Here is a 21,587-nt window from a genome sequence, read left to right on the forward strand (position 1 = left end):
CACATCATGGCTTACCTTCAACTGAGCAATATCGAGAAATTCTTTGGCGAGCACCGCGCCATCAAGGGCATCGACCTGGACATCCAACAGGGCGAATTCGTCGTCTTCGTGGGGCCGTCTGGTTGCGGTAAATCAACCCTGCTGCGCCTGATCGCGGGCCTGGAGCCCATCGACGGCGGCAAGCTGTCGCTCGACGGGCGCGACATCACGTCCCTGCCATCGTCCAGGCGCGACCTGGCGATGGTATTCCAGTCATATGCGCTGTACCCGCACATGACGGTGTTCCAGAACATGTCGTTTGCGCTGAAACTGGCTGGCGTCGATCCGGCCATCATCCGCGAGAAAGTCGACAAGGCGGCCGCCATCCTCGACCTTGGGCGTTACCTGGAACGCACGCCGAAGGAACTGTCGGGCGGCCAGCGCCAGAGGGTGGCCATCGGCCGCGCCATCGTGCGCGACCCGAAAGTGTTTTTGTTCGATGAACCGCTGTCGAACCTCGATGCGGCCCTGCGCGTGCAGACGCGCATCGAGATCGCCAAGCTGCACCGCGAACTGGGCGCCACCACCATCTACGTCACGCACGACCAGGTCGAAGCGATGACCCTGGCCGACCGGGTGGTGGTGCTGCGCGATGGGCAGATCGAGCAGCATGGCTCGCCATTGGAACTGTATGACCGTCCCGCCAACCGTTTTGTCGCGCAATTCATTGGCACGCCCAGCATGAACGTGGTACCCGCCGATGCGGCGCCGCAACTGCTGGCGCAGGCGGGCAGCGCGGCGCAGGCGGACGGTTTTGTCGGCATCCGCCCCGAACACGTGCACCTGGGCGCGGCGCAGCCGGGCAGCGTGCCCGTCACCGTCGATCTGGTGGAGTCCCTGGGCGTGGAAACCCTCACCTATGTGCGCTTGCCGAACAATGTGCAGCTGGTCTCGCGCGGCGCCGAACGCAGCAGCCTGCAGCCGGGCCAGCAGACGCATTTGACGTTCGAGCCGGGTTTCGCCCATTATTTTGACCGCGCGGGCAAGACTTACGCGGCAGCGAAAGGAGCGCTGTAATGGACGCCATCGCCTTGAACCAGGCAAACCTGGCGCAGCTGCCCGCCAACGTTGCCGTGCCCGCGTATGCGCGCGGCGCGCTCGTGCCCAGCATCGTGCATATCGGCGTGGGCGGCTTTTTCCGCGCCCACCAGGCCGTGTACCTCGACGATTTGCTGGCCTTGCCCGGAAATGAGCAATGGGGCTATTGCGGCGTGGGCTTGCTGCCGACCGATGCGGCCATGCGCGACGCCATGCGGGCGCAGGACGGGCTGTACACGGTGGTCGAGCGCAGCGCGGCCGGCGATACGGCGCGCATCATCGGCTGCATCGGCGAATACCTGTATGCGCCCGACGAGCCGCAAGCCGTGCTGGAAAAGCTGGCCGACCCCGGCACGCGCATCGTCGCGCTGACCATCACCGAGGGGGGCTACTATGTGAATCAGGGCACGGGCGAGTTTGATGCGGCTCACCCAGACATCGTGCATGAACTGGCGCACCCGCAGGCGCCGCGCTGCTCGTTCGGCTACCTGGCCGCCGCGCTGGCCCTGCGGCATCAGCGCGGCTTGGCGCCGTTTACCATCATGTCCTGCGATAACCTGCAAAACAATGGCGACGTGACGCGCAAGATGCTGCTGGCCTTTGTCGCCCTGCGCGACGCAGAACTGGCGCGCTGGCTGGCCACGCATGGCAGCTTCCCCAACAGCATGGTCGACCGCATCACGCCGGCCACCACGGATGAACACCGGGCGCTTGTGCGCGATGCCTTTGGCATCCTCGACGCCTGGCCCGTGGTGTGCGAGCCATTTCGCCAGTGGGTCATCGAGGATGCATTCCCGCGGGGCAGGCCGGCCTGGGAAAAGGTGGGCGCGCAGCTGACGCACGATGTGCTGCCGTATGAAAAGATGAAGCTGCGCTTGCTCAATGCCAGCCACCAGGCCCTGTGCTATATAGGCATGCAGCTTGGCTACACGTTTGCGCATGAAGCGATGCTTGACCCTGGCATCCGCGCGCTCGTGCGGCGCATGATGGATGAGGAAGTCACGCCCCTGCTCGGCGCAGTGGATGGCATCGACCTGACGCAGTACAAGGACACCCTGATCGAGCGCTTTTCGAATCCGGCCGTGCGCGACCAGCTGGCGCGCATCGGCACGGAAGGCTCCGCGCGTATTCCGAAATTCGTGCTGCCATCCGTGCGCGAAGCGCTGGCGCAAGGCGGCGCCATCACGCTGCTGGCCTTCACGGTGGCGTGCTGGTTTCGCTATCTGGAAGGTCACGATGAGCAGGGGCGCGAGATGCCATTGAACGACCCGTATGCGGCGCGCCTGCGCGTGCTGGCGCTGCAGGGCGGGGTGGACGCCACGGCGCTGCTGTCCCTGCGCGAGCTGTTCGGCGACCTTTCCGACACGCCCGCGTTCACGCAGGCGGTGGGCGCGGCACTGGCCAGCCTGTATGGGCTGGGCGCGCGCGCGGCGCTGGAACAGATCGTCGCCTGACGGGGAGGGCGCGCCATGCCAACTTCCTTGCCGCAGATGGAGCTGGAACAGCAGCGCGATGCCACGCCGGGCTTCGAGCCGAAAGGCAGTTTTGGCTTCATCCGCTACCTGGAGCACGGCTTTCCGAATGCGCTGGTGCGCTGGCATTACCACGACGAGTACGAACTGCACCTGATCGTCGAGAGCAGCGGCAAGGTTTTTGTCGGCGACTACATCGGCCAGTTTGCGCCCGGTCATTTGGTGCTGACGGGGCCGCGCGTGCCGCATAACTGGGTCTCGCTGGACACGCCGCCCGGAGGCCTGGCCTTGCGTGACATGGTGATCCAGTTTTCGCATGCGCCGCTGGCGTCGATGGCCGCCGCCATTCCCGAACTGAAGGACATTTTCCCGCTGCTGCAGCGCGCCCTGCACGGCGTGGAGTTTTTTGGCGTCAGCGAACAGTCGCTGCGGCGTTTCCGGCGCATCCGCGACAGCAGCGGCCTGCCGCGCTTCATCGAATTTTTGACACTGCTGGGCGAACTGGCGCAGACCAGCGATTACCAGCTGCTGTCGACAGTGCCGATGCAGTCGAGCGACGATGACGTGGCGCTGGCGCGCATCAGCTCGGCCATCAACTTCATCGTGCACAATTACAGCAGCCAGTTTTCGCTGAAACAGCTGGCCGAGCAGGTGGACATGCCCGAGCGGACATTTTCGCGTTTCTTTCGCAGCGCCACGGGCAACAGTTTCACGGACTTCGTCAACCGCCTGCGCATCAACAAGGCCTGCCAGCTGCTGATGGAGACGGAGCGCTATGTCAGCAGCATCTGCTACGAAGCGGGTTTTAACAATGTGGCCAATTTCAACCGGCGCTTCCTGGAATTGAAGGGCATGACGCCGAAGGAGTTTCGCCAGCAGGCGCTGGGCCGTTTTGGCGAGTGACGCTTTTTGAGGTACATTCGATGGTACAGGCGGGGACAGCCTGAGAGAGACAAGCATGGAACACCTATGGCAGAAGGACAGCGAGCGCAAGGCGCCCGAGCTGGAGCGCGAAAGCTACGATGGCATCATCAATTACCTGGAACACGGCTATCCCAGCTCGCGCGTGCGCTGGCACTGTCACGAGGAATATGAGCTGCACCTGATCGTCGCCACCAGCGGACGCCTGTTCGTGGGCGACTATATCGGCGAATTCTCGCCCGGGCACCTGGTGCTGACGGGCCCGCGCCTGCCGCACAACTGGATTTCCAACGTCATGCCGGAAGGCGGCGTGGCCCTGCGCGACATGATCGTGCAATTCGCCCACGCGCCGCTGGCCGGCGCCGCGCGCGTCATCCCCGAACTGCGCGAGCTGCTGCCGCTGCTCGAGCGCTCCAGCTATGGCGTGGAGTTTTTCGACATGGGCCACGAGGCCGAGCAGCACCTGGCGTACATCCGCGCCACGCATGGCGCCGAGCGCTTCGCCGAATTCGTGCAATTAATGAGCAAACTGGCGCGCACGGCCAACTACCGCCTGTTGTCGAGCGCCTCCCTGCGTTCGTACGACGATGACGCCACGCTGGCCAAGGTCAATTCCGTCCTCAACTACATTACGGACAATTACCGCGAGCCGATTTCGGCGGAAATGCTGGCCGAGCAGGTGGGCATGTCGCTGAGTAAGTTTTCGCGCTTCTTCCGCAAGGCGACGGGCAACAGCTTCACGGATTTCATCAGCCGTTTGCGCATCAACAAGGCGTGCCAGCTGCTGATGGACACGGATCAATACGTGTCGAACGTCTGCTACGACGTGGGTTTCCAGAACGTGGCCAATTTCAACCGCCGCTTTTTGCAGGTGAAGGGCGTCACGCCGAAGGAATTCCGGCGCCAGGCCGATGGCCGCTTTGGCGGTATCGGCGGGCCTGTTGCGAATACGCCACCGCCGTGACGCCTGTCATGGGCTTGTCACTTTGAACAGTTATCCTCCTCGGCTTGAATCCCACCTTAGCCGAGGAATGCATGAATACTGCCGTAACGTCGATCCCGAAACTGACCCTGTTGGCCATCGCCGCCAGCCTGACCCTGGCCGCCTGTGGCGGCAGCGACAATGCGCCGGCGGAGCCTTCCAAGCCTGTGGCGCAGACGGGCGTGTTTCTCGACGGTGCGGTGGAAGGCCTCGATTATGTGGCTGGCAGCGCGGCCAAGGCCAGCACCAATGCCAAGGGCGAATTCATGTGCAACCCCGGCGATACGGTCGCCTTCAGCATCGGCGGGCTGGCCCTGGGCTCGGCGCCATGCGGCGCCATCGTCACGCCGCTGGCGCTGGCCGCCAGCACGAATGTGGCGGACGACAAGGTCGTCAACCGCCTGCTGGCACTGCAATTGCTGGACGATGACAGCGATCCATCGAACGGCATCAAGCTGACGGCCGAAGTGAAGGCGGCGCTGGCCGGCAAGACCCTGGACTTTGCTAGCGCCCCGGCCGTTTTCAATACGGCCCTGGCCGCGCATCTGGCAGTGGTGGGCGGGAAATTCGCCAGCCGCACGGTCGATGCGGAACGCCGCGCGCTGGTGCGCGAGCATTTCGAAGACACCCTCGCCTCGAAGGCGGGCGCGCCCGTCAACGAGGCGCTGACGCAAGCCAATCCGGTCGGCGAAGTGAAAGTCACCGTGACGCGCTACCAGATCCAGGCGGCTGACAAATTCTACGTGCCGTACGAAGGCGCGAATGCCAAGATCAAGGGCGAATTCCCGAATGGCTTCTTGCCATCTTACGGTTCGGGCCTGGCCTACAAGGGCAAGAATGCGGCCGGCGACCTGGAATTCTATGGCTTGACGGACCGCGGCCCGAACGGCGACGGCCCGCTGGTGCCCGATCCATCGGGCAAGGGCACGATCGGCAGCAAGATCTTCCCGTCGCCTAGCTTCACGCCATCGTTCGGCGTCATCACGGTGGGCAAGAACGGCGCCGTGCTGGCATCGAGCACGCCGATCAAGGTGTCGGCCACGGTCAACAGCTCGGGCTTGCCCGTGCCCGTGGGCGCGGTGGGCAATTCGGCCGAGATTCCCGTCATGGATGCGATGAAGTTTGATGCGACCGGCAAGGCTGTCTTCAACGCGGGCGGCCTCGATTCGGAAGCCATCGTCGTCGATGCCAAGCGCAACGCGCTGTGGGTCTCCGACGAATACGGCCCCTTCATCATCAAGATCGATGCTGCCACGGGCGTCATCCAGGCCAAGTACGAGCCGGGCAAGGGCTTGCCGGCGCTGTTCTCCAAGCGCCGCGCGAATCGCGGCATGGAAGGCATGACCTTAGATACCAGTAACGACAAGCTGTATGCCTTCCTGCAAAGCCCTCTGTCCGATGGCACGGCACCCTATTCGGTGACGAAGAAGAATGAACAGGTCGAACGCTTCGCCCGCTTCACGCGCTGGATCGAATTCGATCCGGTGACGGGCAGCAGCGGCAAGATGTATGCGTATCCGCTGAATGCCGCCGACTATCAGGATGGCCGCACGGGCAATGCCAAGCTGGGCGACATGGTGGCGCTGGGCGGCGGCAAGTTCCTCGTCATCGAGCAGGGCGCCGCACCTTCGGGCAAGGTCTTCAATAAACTGATGCTGGTCGAATTGAAGGGCGCCACGGACATTGCGGCCGCCGCCTTCAATGCGACGAGCTCGGACCTGGAAAAAAGCAGCATGGGCGGCGCAGCCGTCAATGGCGCCGACTGGGCGGCCGTCACGCCGCTGAAGAAAACCCTGCTGCTGGACTTGAACGCCATCGGCTGGGCGGCGGAAAAGGCGGAAGGCCTGACCCTGATCGACGACGCCACCATCGCGCTGGCCAACGACAACGACTTCGGCCTGAAAACCAAGGTCTTTGACGCGAATGGCGTGGAAGTGGCGGATGCCGACGTGACCAAGTGCACGGTCGACGCCAACGGCGTCATCGTCACCAGCAGCGCGGCCGGCTGCAATGCTGCCAATACCATCCGTGTGGCGCGCGGCGACGACCGTGAGCGCCCAAGCCGTTTGTGGATCGTGAAGTTCGCCAAGGCGCTCACTACGTATTGATGTGATGTGCAGGGTCGGATTACGCGGCGCGCGTGCCGCTAATCCGACCTACAAAACAAAAAGCCGCGCGGTGCTGGATGCACCGCGCGGCTTTTTATTGTGGAAATCGAGGGTAGGTCGGATTAGGCCAAAGGCCGTAATCCGACATTCACCGGCTTACTTCTTGGCTTACTTCTTGGTGTAGGTATTCAACCAATCCAAAACCGTGTGATGCCACAGCAGCGAGTTCGCCGGTTTCAGTACCCAGTGGTTTTCGTCAGGGAAGACCAGCAGCTTGCTCGGGATACCCTGGCGCTGCAGCGCCGTGAAGGTGCCCAGGCCTTGCGCGGTGGGGATGCGGAAGTCCAGGTCGCCCTGGACCACCAGCATCGGCGTCTTCCAGTTTTTCACGAAGTTCACGGGATTGAACTGTTCGTGTCTGGCTGGCGCGTCGTAGTACGGGCCGCCGTTTTCCCATTCCGTGAACCACAGTTCTTCCGTCGCGTAAGCCATGCCGCGGTTGTCGAACACGCCATCGTGGTTGACCAGGCATTTGAAGCCGTCCGGCCAGTTACCGGCGATCCAGTTCATCATGTAGCCGCCGTACGACGCGCCCAGCGCGCAGCTGCGTTCGCGGTCCAACCACGGGAATTTCTTGGTGGCCGCTTCCAGGCCCTTTTGCAAGTCGACCAGCGGCTTGCCGCCCCAGTCGCCGCTGATGGAGTCCGTGAACTTCTGGCCATAGCCTGTCGAACCGTGGAAGTCGATGAAGACGGTGGCGTAACCGGCGCCCGCATACACTTGCGGATTCCAGCGGTAGCTCCAGCTGTTGCCAAAGCTGCCTTGCGGGCCGCCGTGCACGAGGAAAGCGACGGGATACTTTTCGCCCGCCTTGGCATTCCATGGCTTCATGACGTGACCGTAGACGGTGTCGCCATTCGCGCCCGTGAACGAGAACTGTTCATATTCGCCGAAGCGCACGTCGGCCAGGGCTGCCGCATTCTGCTTCGTCAGCTGGACCATCGGTGCGTTTTCCGACTTCGCGTCGAGTTTCCGCGTGTACAGTTGCGCGCCCGAGGCCAGGTTGGCTTGTGCCAGCACGATGGTATTGCCGCGCACGTCGAAGTCGCCCACGGCGCCTTTGCCCGTCAACGCAGCGACCTTGCCGCTGGCCGCGTCGATGTGGAACAAGCGGTGCTGGCCCACGTCATCGGCAGCGACGAGGAAAGCCTTGCTGTCCGGCGTCCAGCGGAAGTCGGCCACGGAGCGGTCCCAGTCGTCGGCCAGAGTGCGCTTCTTGCCGGTGGCGACATCCATCAAGACCAGGTGGAAGCGGTCCGCCTCAAAACCCGGCTTGGTCATGGCGACATAGGCCAGGGTGCGGCCATCGGGCGAGTAGGTGGCTTTCGCATCCCAGGCCGGATTGTCGGCGGTGAGATTGCGCGGCGCCTGGCCGCCGGCGGCAGGAATCGTGTAGACGTCGAAGTTGGTCGACCACGATTCCGTGCGGCCGGCCACACGCACGGAGAAGGCCACGGTCTTGCCGTCCGGGCTGAAATGGTATTCGCTGTTGTCGCCGAACGGCTTCGATGGCGCGTCGCCATCGAGGGTGCCGCTCAGGCTGACGGGCGCGGTGCTGACCTTGCCGCTGGCGTCGATCGGCGCCGAGTACAGTGCATTGCGGCGGCCATCGGCCCAGGTATCCCAGTGGCGCACGAACATCTGGTCGTAGACCATGCCGCTGGCCTTGTTCTTGGCTTTTTCATCCAAGCGTTTTTTCGTGCAGGCGAGGTCCGCGCAATCGAGGAAGACGCCCATGCTGAAGGCCAGGCGGTCGCCCTGCGGCGACAAACGGTAGGTATCGACATCCAGCGCCAGGTCGGTGACCTTGGCCGCTTCGCCGCCGTTCAGGGGCAGTCGCCACACTTGCGAGGAGCCGGAGCGGCCCGAGAGGAAGTAGATGGCGTCGCCGTTTGGCGACCATTGCGGGTCGCTGGCGCTGGACTCGCCGCGCGTGAGCTGGCGCGGCGCCGTGTTCGGCGCGCGCAGGTCGATCATCCACAGCTGCGTGTTGCCGCGGTTCTTGTCCAGATTGGTGCTGCGCACCGTATAGACGACGCGCGTGGCGTCCGGCGACAGCACAGGACTACCCACGCGCTCCATGGCAACCATGTCTTCCACGGTAAAACCGCGCGGCGCGGCCAGCGCAGGTTCTGCAGCAACGGCGGTGGTGGCCATGGCGGCACTGAATGCTCCCAAGAGCAGCAGACGTAAACTCATTCAAACTCCCGTTTTATATTGCGACGTTATCGATATGGTATTGACGTGGCCGGCTGTACCGCCGGCAGCCCGACATCATAGCAACAAAGACGCGCCTGCTGCGGGAGTTGACCGCCGGTTAGCCGGCTGGCAGTGCCAGTTGGTCGAGTGGTCGGGCGCGCAGATGTTTTCTTACAGAAACAGCTGTTTTTATGCAAAGTGCTAGACTGCCCGCCTTTGACAACTACTCTCGACACCCATGCGCCTGACTTCCCTCGCCCTGACCGCCGCCGCCCTGTTCGCCGCCTTGCCAGCCCATGCCGCTACCATGCCCACGCTGGAGCAAATCCACGCCGCCGTGCAGGCGGGCGTGGCCAAGACCCGGGCCAAAATACAATCGACTTTGCCGGTACCAATCGCCGTCAAGGTCACCAGCTTGACCGGCTGCCAGGATTCGCAGGAAGTGCCGGGCGAAGTGGTGTGCCTGGTTGGCATGAGCGGGGGCATGCGCGATGCTTTCATGGTGCTGCCGCTGCGTAACGAGAACGGTACCTGGGTCGGCGTCGAGCGCAAGGACGCCAAGTTCGCGGGACCGTCTCCGGCCGAGGCGCAAGCGATGATACGCGCCTGGGCCAAGGAAGAAGTGGCGCGCGATCCGGAAGCGGCCAAGGATGTGCAAATGCAGGAAGCGCAAAGCACCATGCAGGTCAAGGCCGTCAACGAGTGCGATGTCAAGCGCAAGACGGGCTACCTGGTATGCGATACGGAATTGAGCGTGCCGAGCCGTCCGGAAGGCATCAAGACGGAACTGACCTTCATGCTGGAAAACGCCAACTGGCGCTACGTGCCGCGCTAAGCCGGCCGCCACGTCACTCGCGCATCAGTCTGACATTCCTCCTCCCATAGCGCCAGCCCCACTTCGGGGCGCTTGGCGCTGGCGCACTTTCTTTCCTCACATCATCCCCGTGTAGCGGTCCATGCGGCCGCTGGCAGGCATACGCATGCATCATCGGCAGGATGCAGACAATGTAATGAATTCAATATGCTTTAATTGATATATTTATTAATTAATTAATTTAGTATATTTAAATGATAGAATTGGTGATTATTGCTGTATTTGTTGATATTTCCCATATTGAGTAAATATTTGGTTTAATCATTATTTCTGACGTATGATATTGATAATGCGCAAGTCAATGCCGCGAGTTGAATGTCTGGAGAGTCCTCGTGCTGAAAAAAATAACGAGTAGCGAACTGGTGCTGGGGATGTATGTCGAGCGCCTGGGCCGTTCCAGGTTGCCAGGAGCGCATTGTTTCCACGGAAAGCGCGGCCCAGTGGCACTTGCAAGACATCGACCGTTACTGGGTCGGCGAGCCTGCCGTGGCCTGACCGCTGGCAAGGCTGGAATAAAGTATATTTTATTAATAATAAAATATTAAAATAATGTTGCCAGTGCAGTGCACGCTTTACTGCCTGGCGGCTGTTCCCTGTCCGCATACCCGTCACTGTACGGGCTACTTCTGAGGATGTGACCATGCGACTCAATCTTCCCGTCAGCGATACCGAAATCAAGCTGAGCGATACCGAGACCATCGTCTCGACTACCGACTTGCAAGGCAATATCACGTATGCCAACCCGTATTTCATCGCCGTCAGCGGCTACAGCGCGGAAGAATTGATCGGTGCGCCGCAAAACATTTTGCGCCATCCGGACATGCCGGTCGAAGCATTCGCCGATTTCTGGGCCACCATCCGCTCAGGGCGCTCGTGGAGCGGCATGGTGAAAAACCGCTGCAAGAATGGCGATTATTACTGGGTGCTGGCAAACGTGACGCCGGTGGTGGAAGACGGCGTGGCTGTCGGCTACATGTCCGTGCGCACCAAACCGACGCGCCAGCAGGTGGCGCAGGCATCCGCCCTGTACGCGCGCATCAAGGCGGGGCAGGCCGATGGCATCGCCCTCAGCCAGGGCGCGGCCGTGCGGACCAGCTGGCTGGCCAGGCTGGCGAGCTTGCAGGACCTGCCGCTGGGCAAGCGCATCGGCTGGAATCTGGGCTTGCTGAGCCTGGTATTGCTGCTGCAGCTGGCGTGGAATGCGGGCGTGTTGCCGGAGGCGGCCCACGGCTGGCTGACGGGCTTGTCCGTGCTGGCCTTGGGTGCGACCCTGTATTTCTGGCACAGTTTGCACCGTGCTGTGCTGCAACCCTTGCAGCGTGCACGCCAGGCGTGCGACGTGATGGCGGGCGGCGACCTGACGGCTGAACTCGATACCACGCGGCGCGACGAGATGGGGCAGTTGTTGCGTTCGCTGCGCCAGCTGCGCGTGAACTTGCATTCCATCGTCGGCGACGTGCGCGGCAATTTCTTGCGCATCAGCATGGCCAGCCAGGAAATCGCTGCTGGCAATATGGACTTGTCTGGCCGCACGGAAGCGCAGGCGTCGGCCCTGCAGCAGACGGCGTCGAGCATGGAACAACTGGCCGCCACGGTGCAGCAAAACAGCGGCAACGCCGTGCAGGCCAGCGACATGGCGGGCAAGGTGCATGGCCTGGCTGGGCGCGGCGGCGAAATCGTCGGCCAGATGGTGACGATGATGGCGGACATTAACGCATCATCGAAGAAGATCGGCGAGATTACGGGCATCATCGAAGGCATCGCCTTCCAGACGAATATCCTAGCCCTGAATGCGGCTGTCGAGGCGGCACGCGCGGGCGACCAGGGGCGCGGGTTTGCCGTCGTGGCGGGCGAGGTGCGCAGCCTGGCCCATCGCAGCGCGGCAGCGGCCACGGAAATCAAGCAATTGATCACGGCGTCTTTGACGCAGGTGCAGGCAGGCGCGAAGCTGGCGCAGCAGGCGGGCGCCAGCAGCGCCGAGATGCTGGGCGCCGTGCAGGGCGTGCACGGCATCATGGAAGAGATCGCCTCAGCTTCCCGCGAGCAAAGCCACGGCATCGGCCAGGTCAACATGGCCGTCACGCAGATGGATGAAGTGACGCAGCAGAACGCGGCGCTGGTCGAGGAATCGGCGGCCGCCTCGGCGTCGCTGCAAGACCAGACCTTGCAGCTGGAGCAGGCGATGGCCCTGTTCAAGCTGGAACGGCGGCGCGGCGGCCCGGCCACGCCCCTGCGCGCGCCCGAGCGTCGCCGCGCTACAGCAGGCGCTCTGACAACGCCTTGAAGGAAACCTTGGGCACGAGAAAGGCAAACGGCCTGGATACCGGCGGAAGCTGTCCCAGCAAGCCGCAGTCGGCGCGCAAGGCCGTCAGCGCTTGCACTTGATCCACATCAACGGGCAAGTCGATTTCGCCGAAGACCAGCTTGCCGTTGCGCGGCACGTGCGCAATGGCCGCATCCTGGCAGGCGAGGAAGGCGACGGCATCGTGCCAGTTGCCAAACAGCTGCTGCCAGTCGGCATCAAGGCCATGCTCCGCTGCGATGTCCGCCTGCACATCGAGCGGCGGCGCGCTGCCGGCGCCGCTGGCAATGGCGCAGCGGGCTTGCGTGGCGCTGACTTCCAGCGTCATGCCGGCAGCCAGGTGGGTCGGCAGGATGTCGCTGAACAGCCGCGTGCCCAGCGCATGCGGCAGGCTATCCATGATGTTTTTCAGAAAGTACACGCAGGGCACGTCCGGCGCGCCCGCTGGCGTGTGCTCCAGGTACAAGCGCCAGTTGCTTTGCAGGGGCGATGGCAGCAGCTTGCGTAACGGACCGGGCAGGGCAGGGCCGAAATGCCCGTGGCGGTAGGTCAGCACGGTAAATGGCGTCTTGCCGCCGCGCTGCCACAAGGTCACGCCGGCGGGCAGCAGTTGCTGCGCGGCAGCGGCGTCCACCAGCCAGCTCACATAGACGACGTCGCGCACCTCGCTGTGCAAGGTCAGGAAGGGCAGGCGGGACATCATCGCCTGGCGTAGCTTGGCAAAACGTGTGCAATTGGCGAGCGCGGCAAACAGGCGCCCCGGCCAGCCCGCGCGCGGGTGACGGTAAGAGTTGTCTTGCAATTGGGAACTTTCAGATGCGGTGATGCAGGCGGACGGCGCCGCCTGCCGGAGACGCTAGGTGTTATTGCATATGCCAGCCGTGGCTGACGACGATGGATTGGCCGCTCAGGGCGTTCGACGGGAACGCTGCCAGGAACACGGCTGTTTGCGCCACGTCTTGCGTGGTGGTGAATTCGCCGTCGATGGTGTCTTTCAGCATGACTTTCTTGATCACGTCTTCTTCGCTGATGTTCAGCTGGGCCGCCTGTTCGGGGATTTGCTTGTCGACCAGCGGCGTGCGCACGAAGCCGGGGCAGATGACGTTGGCGCGGATGCCGTCCTTTGCGCCTTCCTTGGCCACCACCTTGGCCAGACCCAGCAAACCGTGTTTGGCGGCCACGTAGGCGCTCTTGAAGGGCGAGCCTTCGTGCGAATGCACGGAACCCATGTAGATGATGGCGCCGCCGCGGCCGGCCTTGATCATTTCGCGCATGCAGGCGCGCGTGGTGAGGAAGGCGCCGTCCATGTGAATGGCCAGCATCTTTTTCCATTGATCGAACGGGTAGTCGACGACGGGGCTGATGATCTGGATGCCCGCATTGCTGATCAGGATATCGATGCCGCCGAAGTGGGCGGCAGCATCGGCCACGCCCTTGTCGACTTGTTCTTCGCTGGAGACATCCATGGCGACGGCAAACGCCTGACCGCCCGACTGCTTGATTTCCTCGGCCGTCTTGCTGGCCGCTTCCAGGGCCAGGTCGGCGATGACTACCTTGGCGCCCTGTTTCGCGTATTCAATGGCCATTTCCTTGCCGATACCACTGGCGGCGCCGGTAATCAGTGCGACTTTGTCTTTGAGTTGCATATTAATCCTTTGCATTGCGGGTTGGAGTGATCTTGGAAAACCTGACTATGCCAGTATAGCCAGAAAACGGGCCGCGCACGCCCCGCGCACGCCTACAAACCGGCTTGCTTCGCCTGCAGTTCCTGCAAGCGCCAGGCGCCGGGATTGGTGCCCGCCCAGGTGCGAAACGCGTGGTTGAAGGCGCTTTGTTCCTGGTAGCCCAGCAGGAAGGCGATGTCGACCAGCGACAGATCCGGCTCGCGCAGATAATCGCGTGCCAGGCCGTACCTGGTCTGGTCCAGCACGGCCTGGTAGCTGGTGCCCGCGTCGGCCAGCTTGCGCTGCAGGGTGCGTGGCGTCACGGCCAAGGTGGCGGCAACGCTGGCCAGCCGCGCCGAACCCTGGCGCAAGCCCGCCACGATGGCCGCGTGCACTTGTGCGTCGATGGTGCCGCCGCTCGTCTGCGCTGCGGCCTGGCGTTGCGCCAGCAATTGTTCCGCATGCTGGCACAGCACGGGATACAGGCTGACGTCGGCGTTCGGCACGGGCCAGTCCAGCAATTGCGCGTCGAAGCTGGCCGTGTTGGCGTCCGCGCCAAAGGCGGGCAGGCTGCCCAGCACGCGCACGTATTCGTCGCGGTGCGCTGCGTGGCGCAGCAAGTCGCCGCCGCCATCGTGGCTGAACGCCAGCCGGGCCGGCGGCAGCGGCATGCCCGCCAGCCAGTCGCCGCACACTTTGACGCCGGCAAAGACGCTGTCGACCAGGTGCCGGCTGGCGCCCGGATAGTTGCTGGTCCAGCGGTAATGCGCGACGGCGCCATCGCGCTGCAGGGTCGAGCGGCCCAGGTCGTGCGCCAGCCGTTCGTAGCGGGCTGTCTGTTCCAGCGCCTGGCCCACGTTGCTGCAACTGAGCAGTATCAAGCCATACGCGCTGTAGGTGCCCATGCGCACGCGCTGTCCCACGTGCAGACCGAAATGCGCATCGCCCGCCAGTTGCGCGCCCGCATCGAGCAGGCGCACGTAGTCGCGCGCGGCCAGGCTGGCTGCGGATGCTTCCAGGCTGTGCGGCGCCACGCCGGCCGATTGCGCCAGGGTGGTTGCTGCGATGCCGTGCGCGCCGGCCGCTTCCAGCAGCGGCTGCAGATAGGCGCCGGCGACCCTGCCTTCCGCGTGGTGGCTTTCAGTACTTGTCATGATGGAACAATGCGATTGTCATGAAAAACCAATACCCTTCGTTCGTGGCGGCATATGCTATTGATCTGGCAAGAAAATAAGGCAAGGACAGTATAGCAAGCCGCCGTGGCGCGCAACTGACCACAACACAGGGGATGTCGATGCAACGCTGGAACGGCTGGGGAGACGAGAGCATCACGTATGCGCTGAGTGACGAGGCGCTGGCCTTCCTGGGCGAGCGCCTGGGGCCCGGCACCAGCATGGTCGACGCCACCTTCGACGACGCCTGCGCGCAGGTAGCAGCCTCGCGTCTGGCGCCGCATCCGCTGATCGACACCCAGCCTGCCACGCGCGTGCGCCATGCGCTGGGTCAAAGCCTGCCGGACTGGTTCAAGCTGCGTCATGGCCGCATCGGCGCGGTGCCCGACGGCGTGGCCTTTCCCGACAGCGCGCTGCAGGTGCGCCAGCTGCTGGCGTATGCGCGCCAGGCCTGCGTGGCCGTCATCGTGCATGGCGGCGGCACCAGCGTGGCCGGGCACCTGACGGTGGCGGCGGGGCCGCGTCCCGTGCTGGCGCTCAGCCTCCGGCGTTTGTCTGCGCTGGGCCACCTGGACCGCGAAGCGCAGCTGGCCACGTTCGGCGCGGGCGTGTATGGTCCCGACCTGGAAGCGCAGCTGCGCGCACATGGCTATACCCTGGGCCACTATCCGCAGTCATTCGAATATTCGACGTTGGGCGGCTGGATCGCCACGCGCTCGTCGGGCCAGCAATCCTTGCGCTATGGCCGCATCGAGCAGCTGTTCGCGGGCGGCGAAGTGGAAACGCCGGTCGGCACCTTGAGCATCCCCACCTTTCCCGCCTCGGCGGCCGGCATCGACCTGCGTGAAATGGTGCTCGGCTCCGAAGGGCGGCTGGGCATCCTGACGCAGGCTACCGTGCGCGTCTCGCCGCTGCCGCCCTATGAAGCATTCCACGCCGTGTTTTTCGCCGGCTGGGAGCAGGCGCAGGCAGCCGTGCGGGCGTTGGCCCAGTCACGCCTGCCCCTGTGCATGCTGCGCCTGTCTAACCCCCTGGAGACGCAAACCATGCTGACCCTGGCCGGGCATAAAAAACTGGTGGGATTGCTGGAGCGTTACCTGTCCCTGCGCGGCTGCGCAGAAGGGAAATGCATGCTGATGCTGGGCGTCAGCGGAGAAGAAAAAACGGCGCGCGCGGCCTTGCGCGGCGCCCTGGCGCTGGCGCGCCGGCACAAGGGCGTGCATGTGGGACGCCACATGGGCGAGAAGTGGAAGCAGGGGCGTTTTCGCAATGTGTACCTGCGCAACGGCGCCTGGGAACACGGTTACGTCATCGACACGGTGGAAACGGCCGTCGACTGGCCGCGCGTGGCGCCCATGATGGCGGCGCTGGAGCAGGCGGGCACCAAAGCGCTGGCGCAGCACGGCGAGCAGGTGCATGCGTACACGCATTTGTCGCACGTGTACGCGCAGGGCGCCAGCGTCTACACCACGTACGTCTATCGGCTGGCACCCACGTATGAAGAAAACATGGCGCGCTGGCGTACCTTGAAAGACGCGGCCTGCGCCGCCATCGTCGCCAACGGCGGCACCATCAGCCACCAGCATGGTGTGGGCACGGACCATGCGCCGTGGCTGGCGGCGGAAAAGGGAGAGCTGGGCATCGCCGCCATGCGCGCGCTGCTGCGCCAGTTCGATCCGCAGGGCATGATGAACCCCGGCAAACTGCTGCCTGACGCCGGAGGCCCATTGTGAACCGGGAGGAGCTGCCTGGCCTCCTGGCGCGAGACTGGGATGTGCTGATCGTCGGCGGCGGCATCACGGGCGCCGGCATTTTGCTGGAGGCATCGCGGCGCGGCTTGAAGGCGTTGCTGGTGGAGCAGCGCGATTTTGCCTGGGGTACGTCGAGCCGCTCCTCGAAGCTGGTGCACGGCGGCTTGCGCTACCTCAAACAGGGACAGTTCGCGATGACGCGCGAGTCGGTGCATGAGCGGCAAGCCTTGCTGACGGATGCGGCCGGGCTGGTCGAGCCGCAGGGCTTCGCCTTTGGCGACTACACGGGCAGGAAGCCGGGCCGGCGCCAGTTCATGCTGGGCCTGGCCATTTACGACGTGATGGCGGGCCGGCGCGCGCGCCGCTATGTCGATGCGGCTGACTTTGCCATGCTGGCGCCGCACATCCGGCGTGAAGACCTGCAGGGTGGCATGTTGTACCAGGACGCCAAGACGGACGATGCGCGCCTGGTGTTGCGCGTGCTGCAGGAGGCGCGCCGCCATGGCGGCGTGGCCGTCAATTACCTGGGCGTGGCGTCCTTGCTGCGTGAAGGTGACAAGGTCGCTGGCGCTACGTTGAACGATGCGCTCGATGGCATGGTGTCGACCGTGCGCGCGCGCCTGGTGATCAGCGCCACGGGCGCCTGGGCCGACGGCTTGCGCGGCCAGGTGGGAGAAAAGCCGAAGCTGCGGCCCCTGCGCGGCAGCCATCTGCTGCTGCCTGCCTGGCGCTTGCCGCTGGCGCAAGCCGTCAGCCTGATGCACCCGCGCGATGGCCGCCCCGTGTTTGCGTATCCGTGGGAGGGCGTGACCCTGGTAGGCACCACCGACGTCGACCACGGCGCCAGCCTGGACCTGGAACCGGCCATCACGCGCGGCGAATTCGATTATCTGCTGGCGGCGCTGCGCTGGCAGTTCCCGCAGCTGGCGCTGGGCGACGACGATGTGCTGGCCACGTTTGCCGGCGTGCGTCCCGTGATCGGCAGCGGCCAGCTTGACCCGTCGAAGGAAGCGCGCGAACATGCGCTATGGCTGGAAAACGGCTTGCTGACGGTGGCGGGCGGCAAGCTGACGACGTTTCGCGTGATCGCCCTCGACGCATTGCGCCGCGCCGCACCGCTGCTGCCGGGATGGCAGGCGGATCTGCGTCCCTTGCCGATTTTCGACGCCACATCGCCCTTGTCGGGCAAGGCCTTGGCGCTCGATGGGGAACAGCGCGCACGCCTGCTGGGCCGTCATGGCGCGGCCGCGCAAGCGCTGTGCGATGCGGCGCAGGACGGCGAACTGGAGCAGATTCCCGGCACGCAGACCCTGTGGGCGCAGCTGCGCTGGGGCGCGCGCAACGAGGACGTGCAGCACCTGGACGACCTGCTGCTGCGGCGCACGCGCCTCGGTTTGCAGCTGGCCGGCGGCGCGCTTGCTATCATGCCGCGCCTGCGCGCCATCTGCCAGGATGAAATGGGCTGGGACGATGCGCGCTGGGATGGAGAACAGGCGCGCTACCTGGCCCTGTGGCGCCGCCATTACAGCGTGCCGCAGGGCGATTGAAAAACCATAAAAAAATAAACAAGAGGAGAACATCATCGAGACCACCCTGTTTGGCCAGCCCCTGGCGCTGGGCGACGCCCGCATCACCTACGATAGCCTGTCGCCGCTGGACTTGCGCCTGAGCGTGGACGTCCTCGTCGACGACCTGGGCGAAGACCTGCTGCAAATCACCTGCGCGAATGGCGACATCGTCGACGTGGGCTGGTATCCGGCCTGGAACGAAGGGGGACGCTTGCGCGTGGTGGCAGTGCGCGGGCAGGACTGGGAAGCGCCCGTCTTCAGCGCCCAGCCGGACAAGGATCCGCAGGCGCTGCTGCAGGCGCTGCGCGCCGCGCTGGCCAGCCTGGGCTGAGGCCATGGCGAGCGTATCGGGCCAGGGGCCGTACATTCTTGCCATCGACAATGGCACGCAAAGCGTGCGCGCACTGCTGTTCGACCGTGAGGGGACGTTGGCGGCCAAGGCGCAAGTGTTCCTGGAGCCGTATTACTCCGAGCACCCCGGCTGGGCCGAGCATGACGCCGACGGTTACTGGCAAGCCGTGTGCGAAGCGTGCCAGCAGCTGTGGCGCGGCACGGACATCAATAAATCCTCGGTGGCCGGCGTGGCCGTGACGACGCAGCGCGGTACGGTCGTCAACGTGGATGAACATGGCGTACCCTTGCGCCCTGCCATCACCTGGCTGGACCAGCGCAGCACGCGCGACATTCCGCCACTGGCGCCATGGTGGCGCGCCGCTTTCCGCGCCACGCGTCTCGATGGCACGATTACGTATTTCCGCCGCGAGGCCGAGATCAACTGGATCAGCGCACACCAGCCCGACATCTGGCGCCGCACGCACAAATTCCTGCTGCTGTCGGGTTTTTTGAATCACCGCCTCTGCGGACGCTACGCCGATTCGACGGGATCGCAAGTGGCGTACATCCCGTTCGATTACAAGCGCCACGCCTGGGCCGGGCGCTTCGACTGGAAGTGGCAGGCGCTGGCGATTCAACGCTCGATGCTACCCGAGCTGGTGACCCCGGGCACGCGCATGGGCGTCATCACGGCGGCAGCGGCGGCAGCGACGGGTATCCTGGAAGGCACGCCGCTGCTGGCGGCGGCCGCCGACAAGGCGTGCGAGGTGCTGGGCGCCGGCTGCGTCGAACCGCACGTGGCGTGCCTGAGCTACGGCACTACGGCCACCATTAATACGACCAACCGCAAGTATGTGGAAGTGACGCGCTTCATTCCGCCGTATCCGGCCGCCATGCCGGGCGCCTACAGCACGGAGGTGCAGATTTTCCGCGGCTACTGGATGGTCAACTGGTTCAAGGAGCAGTTCGGCGACCGCGAACGGGCGGCCGCCACCGAAGATGGCACGGGCTTGTCCGCCGAAGCGCTGTTCGACCGCCTGGTCGAGGCCGTGCCGCCCGGTTCCATGGGGCTGATGCTGCAGCCGTACTGGAGTCCCGGCATCAAGGTGCCGGGCCCGGAAGCGAAGGGCGCCATGATCGGCTTTGGTGACGTGCACACGCGTGCGCACATCTATCGCGCCATCCTGGAAGGTCTCGCGTATGCGCTGCGCGAAGGCAAGGAGCGCATCGAGCAGCGCAGCGGCATCGCCATCACGGAGCTGCGCATCGCGGGCGGCGGTTCGCAGAGCGACGCGGCGATGCAGCTGACGGCCGACATTTTCGGTTTGCCCGCCGCGCGCGCCCACGTGTATGAAAGCTCTGGTCTGGGCGCGGCCATTGCCGCTAGCGTGGGCCTGGGCTGGCATGCGGACTTTCCCGCCGCTGTGCAAGCGATGACGCGCAGGGGCAAGGTCTTCCAGCCGCATCCCGAGCACCGCAAAATCTACGAACAGCTGTATCGGCGCGTGTACCGCAAGATGTATGCGCGGCTGCAGCCCCTGTACCGCGAGATCGCCGAGATCACCGGCTATCCTGAAAGGTGACCGGCTAGCGCAGTACGAGCGCCTTGACCGTGTCCCAGGCCGTGCCGCCCGACTGCGTGACGCGCACCTGGTTGCGGCCCCCTTCCTTGGCCACGTACAGGGCGCGGTCGGCGGCGACGAACAGCACCTTGCGGTCGTCCAGCTGGTGCGGGTGGATGGTCGCCACGCCGATGCTGACGGTGATCCATGGCGAAGTGGCGGAGCGAGGGTGCGGCAGTTGCAGTGCCTCGATATGTGCGCGGATGGTTTCGGCCAGGTGCAGGGCGCTTTCGGCATCCGTGTCGGCGAACAGCAGGACGAATTCCTCGCCGCCGTAGCGGGCCGCCAGGTCGCCCGGGCGGGCAGCGTGCGAGGCGATCGCTTGCGCCACCTGCTGCAGGCAGCTGTCACCTGCCGGGTGGCCCAGGCTATCGTTGTACAGCTTGAAGTGGTCGACGTCGAGCACCACCAGCGACAGGGTGCCGCCGCCGCGCACGGCGCGCTGCCATTCCTTTTCCAGGAAGCTGTCGAAATGCCGGCGGTTGGCGATTTTTGTCAGCGGGTCGAGATAGGCGGCGCGCTGCAAGGCGTCTTCCGACTGCTTGTGGTGCGTGATGTCGTGCAGCAGGCCGATATACAGGGGCTGGCGCAGATACATCGGCGTCAGGGTCAGGTCCATGCACAGCGCCTCGCCGCTGCGGTGGCGGATCGCCACTTCGCGCGTGCCGTGCTTGTGCGCCTTTTCGGGATTGGCTGCGTACATGGCGAAGTAATCGAGATATTCCTGCGTTACCAGGGGGCTGAGCAACTCGCCGATGGAGCGCCCCGCCAGTTCGTTTTCGCGGTAGCCCAGGTACTGGTCGCAGGCCGGGTTGGTGTACTGGATGCGGCCATCGGCTTCGATGATCAGCAAGCCCTCGGCCATGTTGTTGACGATGGTGCGCAGGCGCTCGGCCTGTTCCTGCTGGGTTTCATTGTTGCTGCGGATTTGCAGCTGGGCGCGCACGCGCGCGCACACTTCAGCCATGCGTAGCGGTTTGCTGATGTAGTCGACGGCGCCGCAGTCGAAGCCGGCCACCACGTCTTCCGTTTCCGTCTTGGCGCTCATGAAGATGACGGGAATGCGCTGCGTCAGCGGATGCTGCTTGAGGCGGCGGCACGTTTCGATGCCGTCCATGTCCGGCATCAGCACGTCGAGCAGGATCAGGTCGGGATGGGCGCGCTGGGCGATCGCCAGCGCCCGCTCGCCGGACGTGGCGACATAGGTTTGATAACCTTGCTCGCTCATCAGCTTGCGCAGCAGCTCAAGGTTGGCCGGCGCATCGTCGACAATCAAAATAGCGGCGTCGCGCCGCTGGGAATGCTCCACACTGCCTGAACTCATTGCTTCCGGCCTTCTCGATGTACTTTGCGATGCCAGCGTTTGCTGTACTTTAAGTGATGCTGACTGCATTCAAATCGGATACAGCGGTCAAATCATACCGCCTTGCTAATTTTTTGGGTGGAAAAATCGATGTTGCACGAGGCGGTAAAATATTGTTA

16 protein-coding genes are annotated in these 21,587 nt (G+C 64.2%); 11 read left to right on the forward strand and 5 right to left on the reverse strand.

Going from position 1 to position 21,587, the window contains the following annotated elements; genetic code table 11:
* Nucleotides 1-6 precede the first annotated feature (6 nt).
* The 5 genes from ACQ4WS_RS06305 to ACQ4WS_RS06325 all read left to right on the forward strand — a co-directional run bounded on the left by ACQ4WS_RS06305 (nt 7) and on the right by ACQ4WS_RS06325 (nt 6,560).
* Nucleotides 7-1,056, forward strand: a complete 1,050-nt coding sequence (locus tag ACQ4WS_RS06305; protein WP_436474671.1) for an ABC transporter ATP-binding protein — start codon at nt 7-9, stop codon at nt 1,054-1,056.
* The gene (locus ACQ4WS_RS06310; RefSeq protein WP_436474673.1) at nt 1,056-2,531 is read left to right on the forward strand and encodes a mannitol dehydrogenase family protein; all 1,476 of its coding nucleotides are present in this window, start codon (nt 1,056-1,058) and stop codon (nt 2,529-2,531) included. The genes ACQ4WS_RS06305 and ACQ4WS_RS06310 overlap by 1 nt, the downstream gene beginning before the upstream one ends.
* 15 nt (nt 2,532-2,546) lie before the next feature.
* Nucleotides 2,547-3,452, forward strand: a complete 906-nt coding sequence (locus tag ACQ4WS_RS06315) for a helix-turn-helix domain-containing protein (protein ID WP_436474674.1) — start codon at nt 2,547-2,549, stop codon at nt 3,450-3,452.
* A gap of 55 nt (nt 3,453-3,507) precedes the next feature.
* Complete coding sequence (locus tag ACQ4WS_RS06320; RefSeq protein ID WP_436474676.1) at nt 3,508-4,434, forward strand: helix-turn-helix domain-containing protein; 927 nt, start codon at nt 3,508-3,510, stop codon at nt 4,432-4,434.
* A gap of 71 nt (nt 4,435-4,505) precedes the next feature.
* A complete protein-coding gene (locus ACQ4WS_RS06325) occupies nt 4,506-6,560 on the forward strand; it encodes an esterase-like activity of phytase family protein (RefSeq protein ID WP_436474678.1) in 2,055 nt (684 codons plus the stop codon).
* A 168-nt stretch (nt 6,561-6,728) separates the two neighbouring features.
* On the opposite strand, the gene ACQ4WS_RS06330 is transcribed toward ACQ4WS_RS06325, so the two are convergent.
* Nucleotides 6,729-8,819, reverse strand: coding sequence for a S9 family peptidase (locus ACQ4WS_RS06330; protein ID WP_436474679.1), 2,091 nt, complete (start codon nt 8,817-8,819; stop codon nt 6,729-6,731).
* Between the two features lie 238 nt (nt 8,820-9,057).
* On the opposite strand from ACQ4WS_RS06330, the gene ACQ4WS_RS06335 reads away from it, so the two are divergent.
* Together ACQ4WS_RS06335 and ACQ4WS_RS06340 are read left to right on the forward strand one after the other, a co-directional pair.
* A complete protein-coding gene (locus tag ACQ4WS_RS06335) occupies nt 9,058-9,654 on the forward strand; it encodes a hypothetical protein (protein WP_436474681.1) in 597 nt (198 codons plus the stop codon).
* Nucleotides 9,655-10,333: 679 nt separating this feature from the next.
* A complete protein-coding gene (locus tag ACQ4WS_RS06340) occupies nt 10,334-11,977 on the forward strand; it encodes a methyl-accepting chemotaxis protein (protein WP_436474683.1) in 1,644 nt (547 codons plus the stop codon).
* Here the strand turns inward: ACQ4WS_RS06340 and ACQ4WS_RS06345 are convergent.
* The 3 genes from ACQ4WS_RS06345 to ACQ4WS_RS06355 all read right to left on the reverse strand — a co-directional run bounded on the left by ACQ4WS_RS06345 (nt 11,949) and on the right by ACQ4WS_RS06355 (nt 14,813).
* The gene (locus ACQ4WS_RS06345; protein ID WP_436474685.1) at nt 11,949-12,797 is read right to left on the reverse strand and encodes a DUF2071 domain-containing protein; all 849 of its coding nucleotides are present in this window, start codon (nt 12,795-12,797) and stop codon (nt 11,949-11,951) included. The genes ACQ4WS_RS06340 and ACQ4WS_RS06345 overlap by 29 nt on opposite strands.
* 61 nt (nt 12,798-12,858) lie before the next feature.
* Nucleotides 12,859-13,641 (reverse strand): 3-hydroxybutyrate dehydrogenase, encoded by a 783-nt coding sequence (locus ACQ4WS_RS06350; protein ID WP_034777971.1) that lies wholly within the window; start codon nt 13,639-13,641, stop codon nt 12,859-12,861.
* Nucleotides 13,642-13,733: 92 nt separating this feature from the next.
* Entirely contained in the window at nt 13,734-14,813 is a 1,080-nt protein-coding gene (locus ACQ4WS_RS06355; RefSeq protein ID WP_436474688.1) for an AraC family transcriptional regulator, read from the reverse strand.
* Between the two features lie 140 nt (nt 14,814-14,953).
* Here ACQ4WS_RS06355 and ACQ4WS_RS06360 point away from each other — a divergent pair, with 140 nt between their 5' ends.
* The 4 genes from ACQ4WS_RS06360 to ACQ4WS_RS06375 all read left to right on the forward strand — a co-directional run bounded on the left by ACQ4WS_RS06360 (nt 14,954) and on the right by ACQ4WS_RS06375 (nt 20,066).
* Nucleotides 14,954-16,564, forward strand: coding sequence for an FAD-binding oxidoreductase (locus tag ACQ4WS_RS06360; protein ID WP_436474690.1), 1,611 nt, complete (start codon nt 14,954-14,956; stop codon nt 16,562-16,564).
* Nucleotides 16,561-18,129 (forward strand): glycerol-3-phosphate dehydrogenase/oxidase, encoded by a 1,569-nt coding sequence (locus ACQ4WS_RS06365; RefSeq protein WP_436474692.1) that lies wholly within the window; start codon nt 16,561-16,563, stop codon nt 18,127-18,129. The genes ACQ4WS_RS06360 and ACQ4WS_RS06365 overlap by 4 nt, the downstream gene beginning before the upstream one ends.
* Nucleotides 18,130-18,253: 124 nt before the next feature.
* On the forward strand, nt 18,254-18,481 hold the full coding sequence (locus ACQ4WS_RS06370; RefSeq protein WP_436474694.1) for a hypothetical protein: 228 nt from the start codon (nt 18,254-18,256) through the stop codon (nt 18,479-18,481).
* A gap of 4 nt (nt 18,482-18,485) precedes the next feature.
* Complete coding sequence (locus ACQ4WS_RS06375) at nt 18,486-20,066, forward strand: FGGY-family carbohydrate kinase (RefSeq protein WP_436474696.1); 1,581 nt, start codon at nt 18,486-18,488, stop codon at nt 20,064-20,066.
* 4 nt (nt 20,067-20,070) lie between these two features.
* Here the strand turns inward: ACQ4WS_RS06375 and ACQ4WS_RS06380 are convergent, their stop codons facing one another.
* Nucleotides 20,071-21,429: a diguanylate cyclase domain-containing protein gene (locus tag ACQ4WS_RS06380; protein ID WP_436474698.1), complete on the reverse strand. Its 1,359-nt coding sequence runs from the start codon at nt 21,427-21,429 to the stop codon at nt 20,071-20,073.
* Nucleotides 21,430-21,587 lie beyond the last annotated feature (158 nt).

The organism is Janthinobacterium leeuwenhoeki (assembly GCF_051380795.1).
In the GTDB taxonomy this organism is placed as follows: Bacteria; Pseudomonadota; Gammaproteobacteria; order Burkholderiales; family Burkholderiaceae_D; genus Janthinobacterium.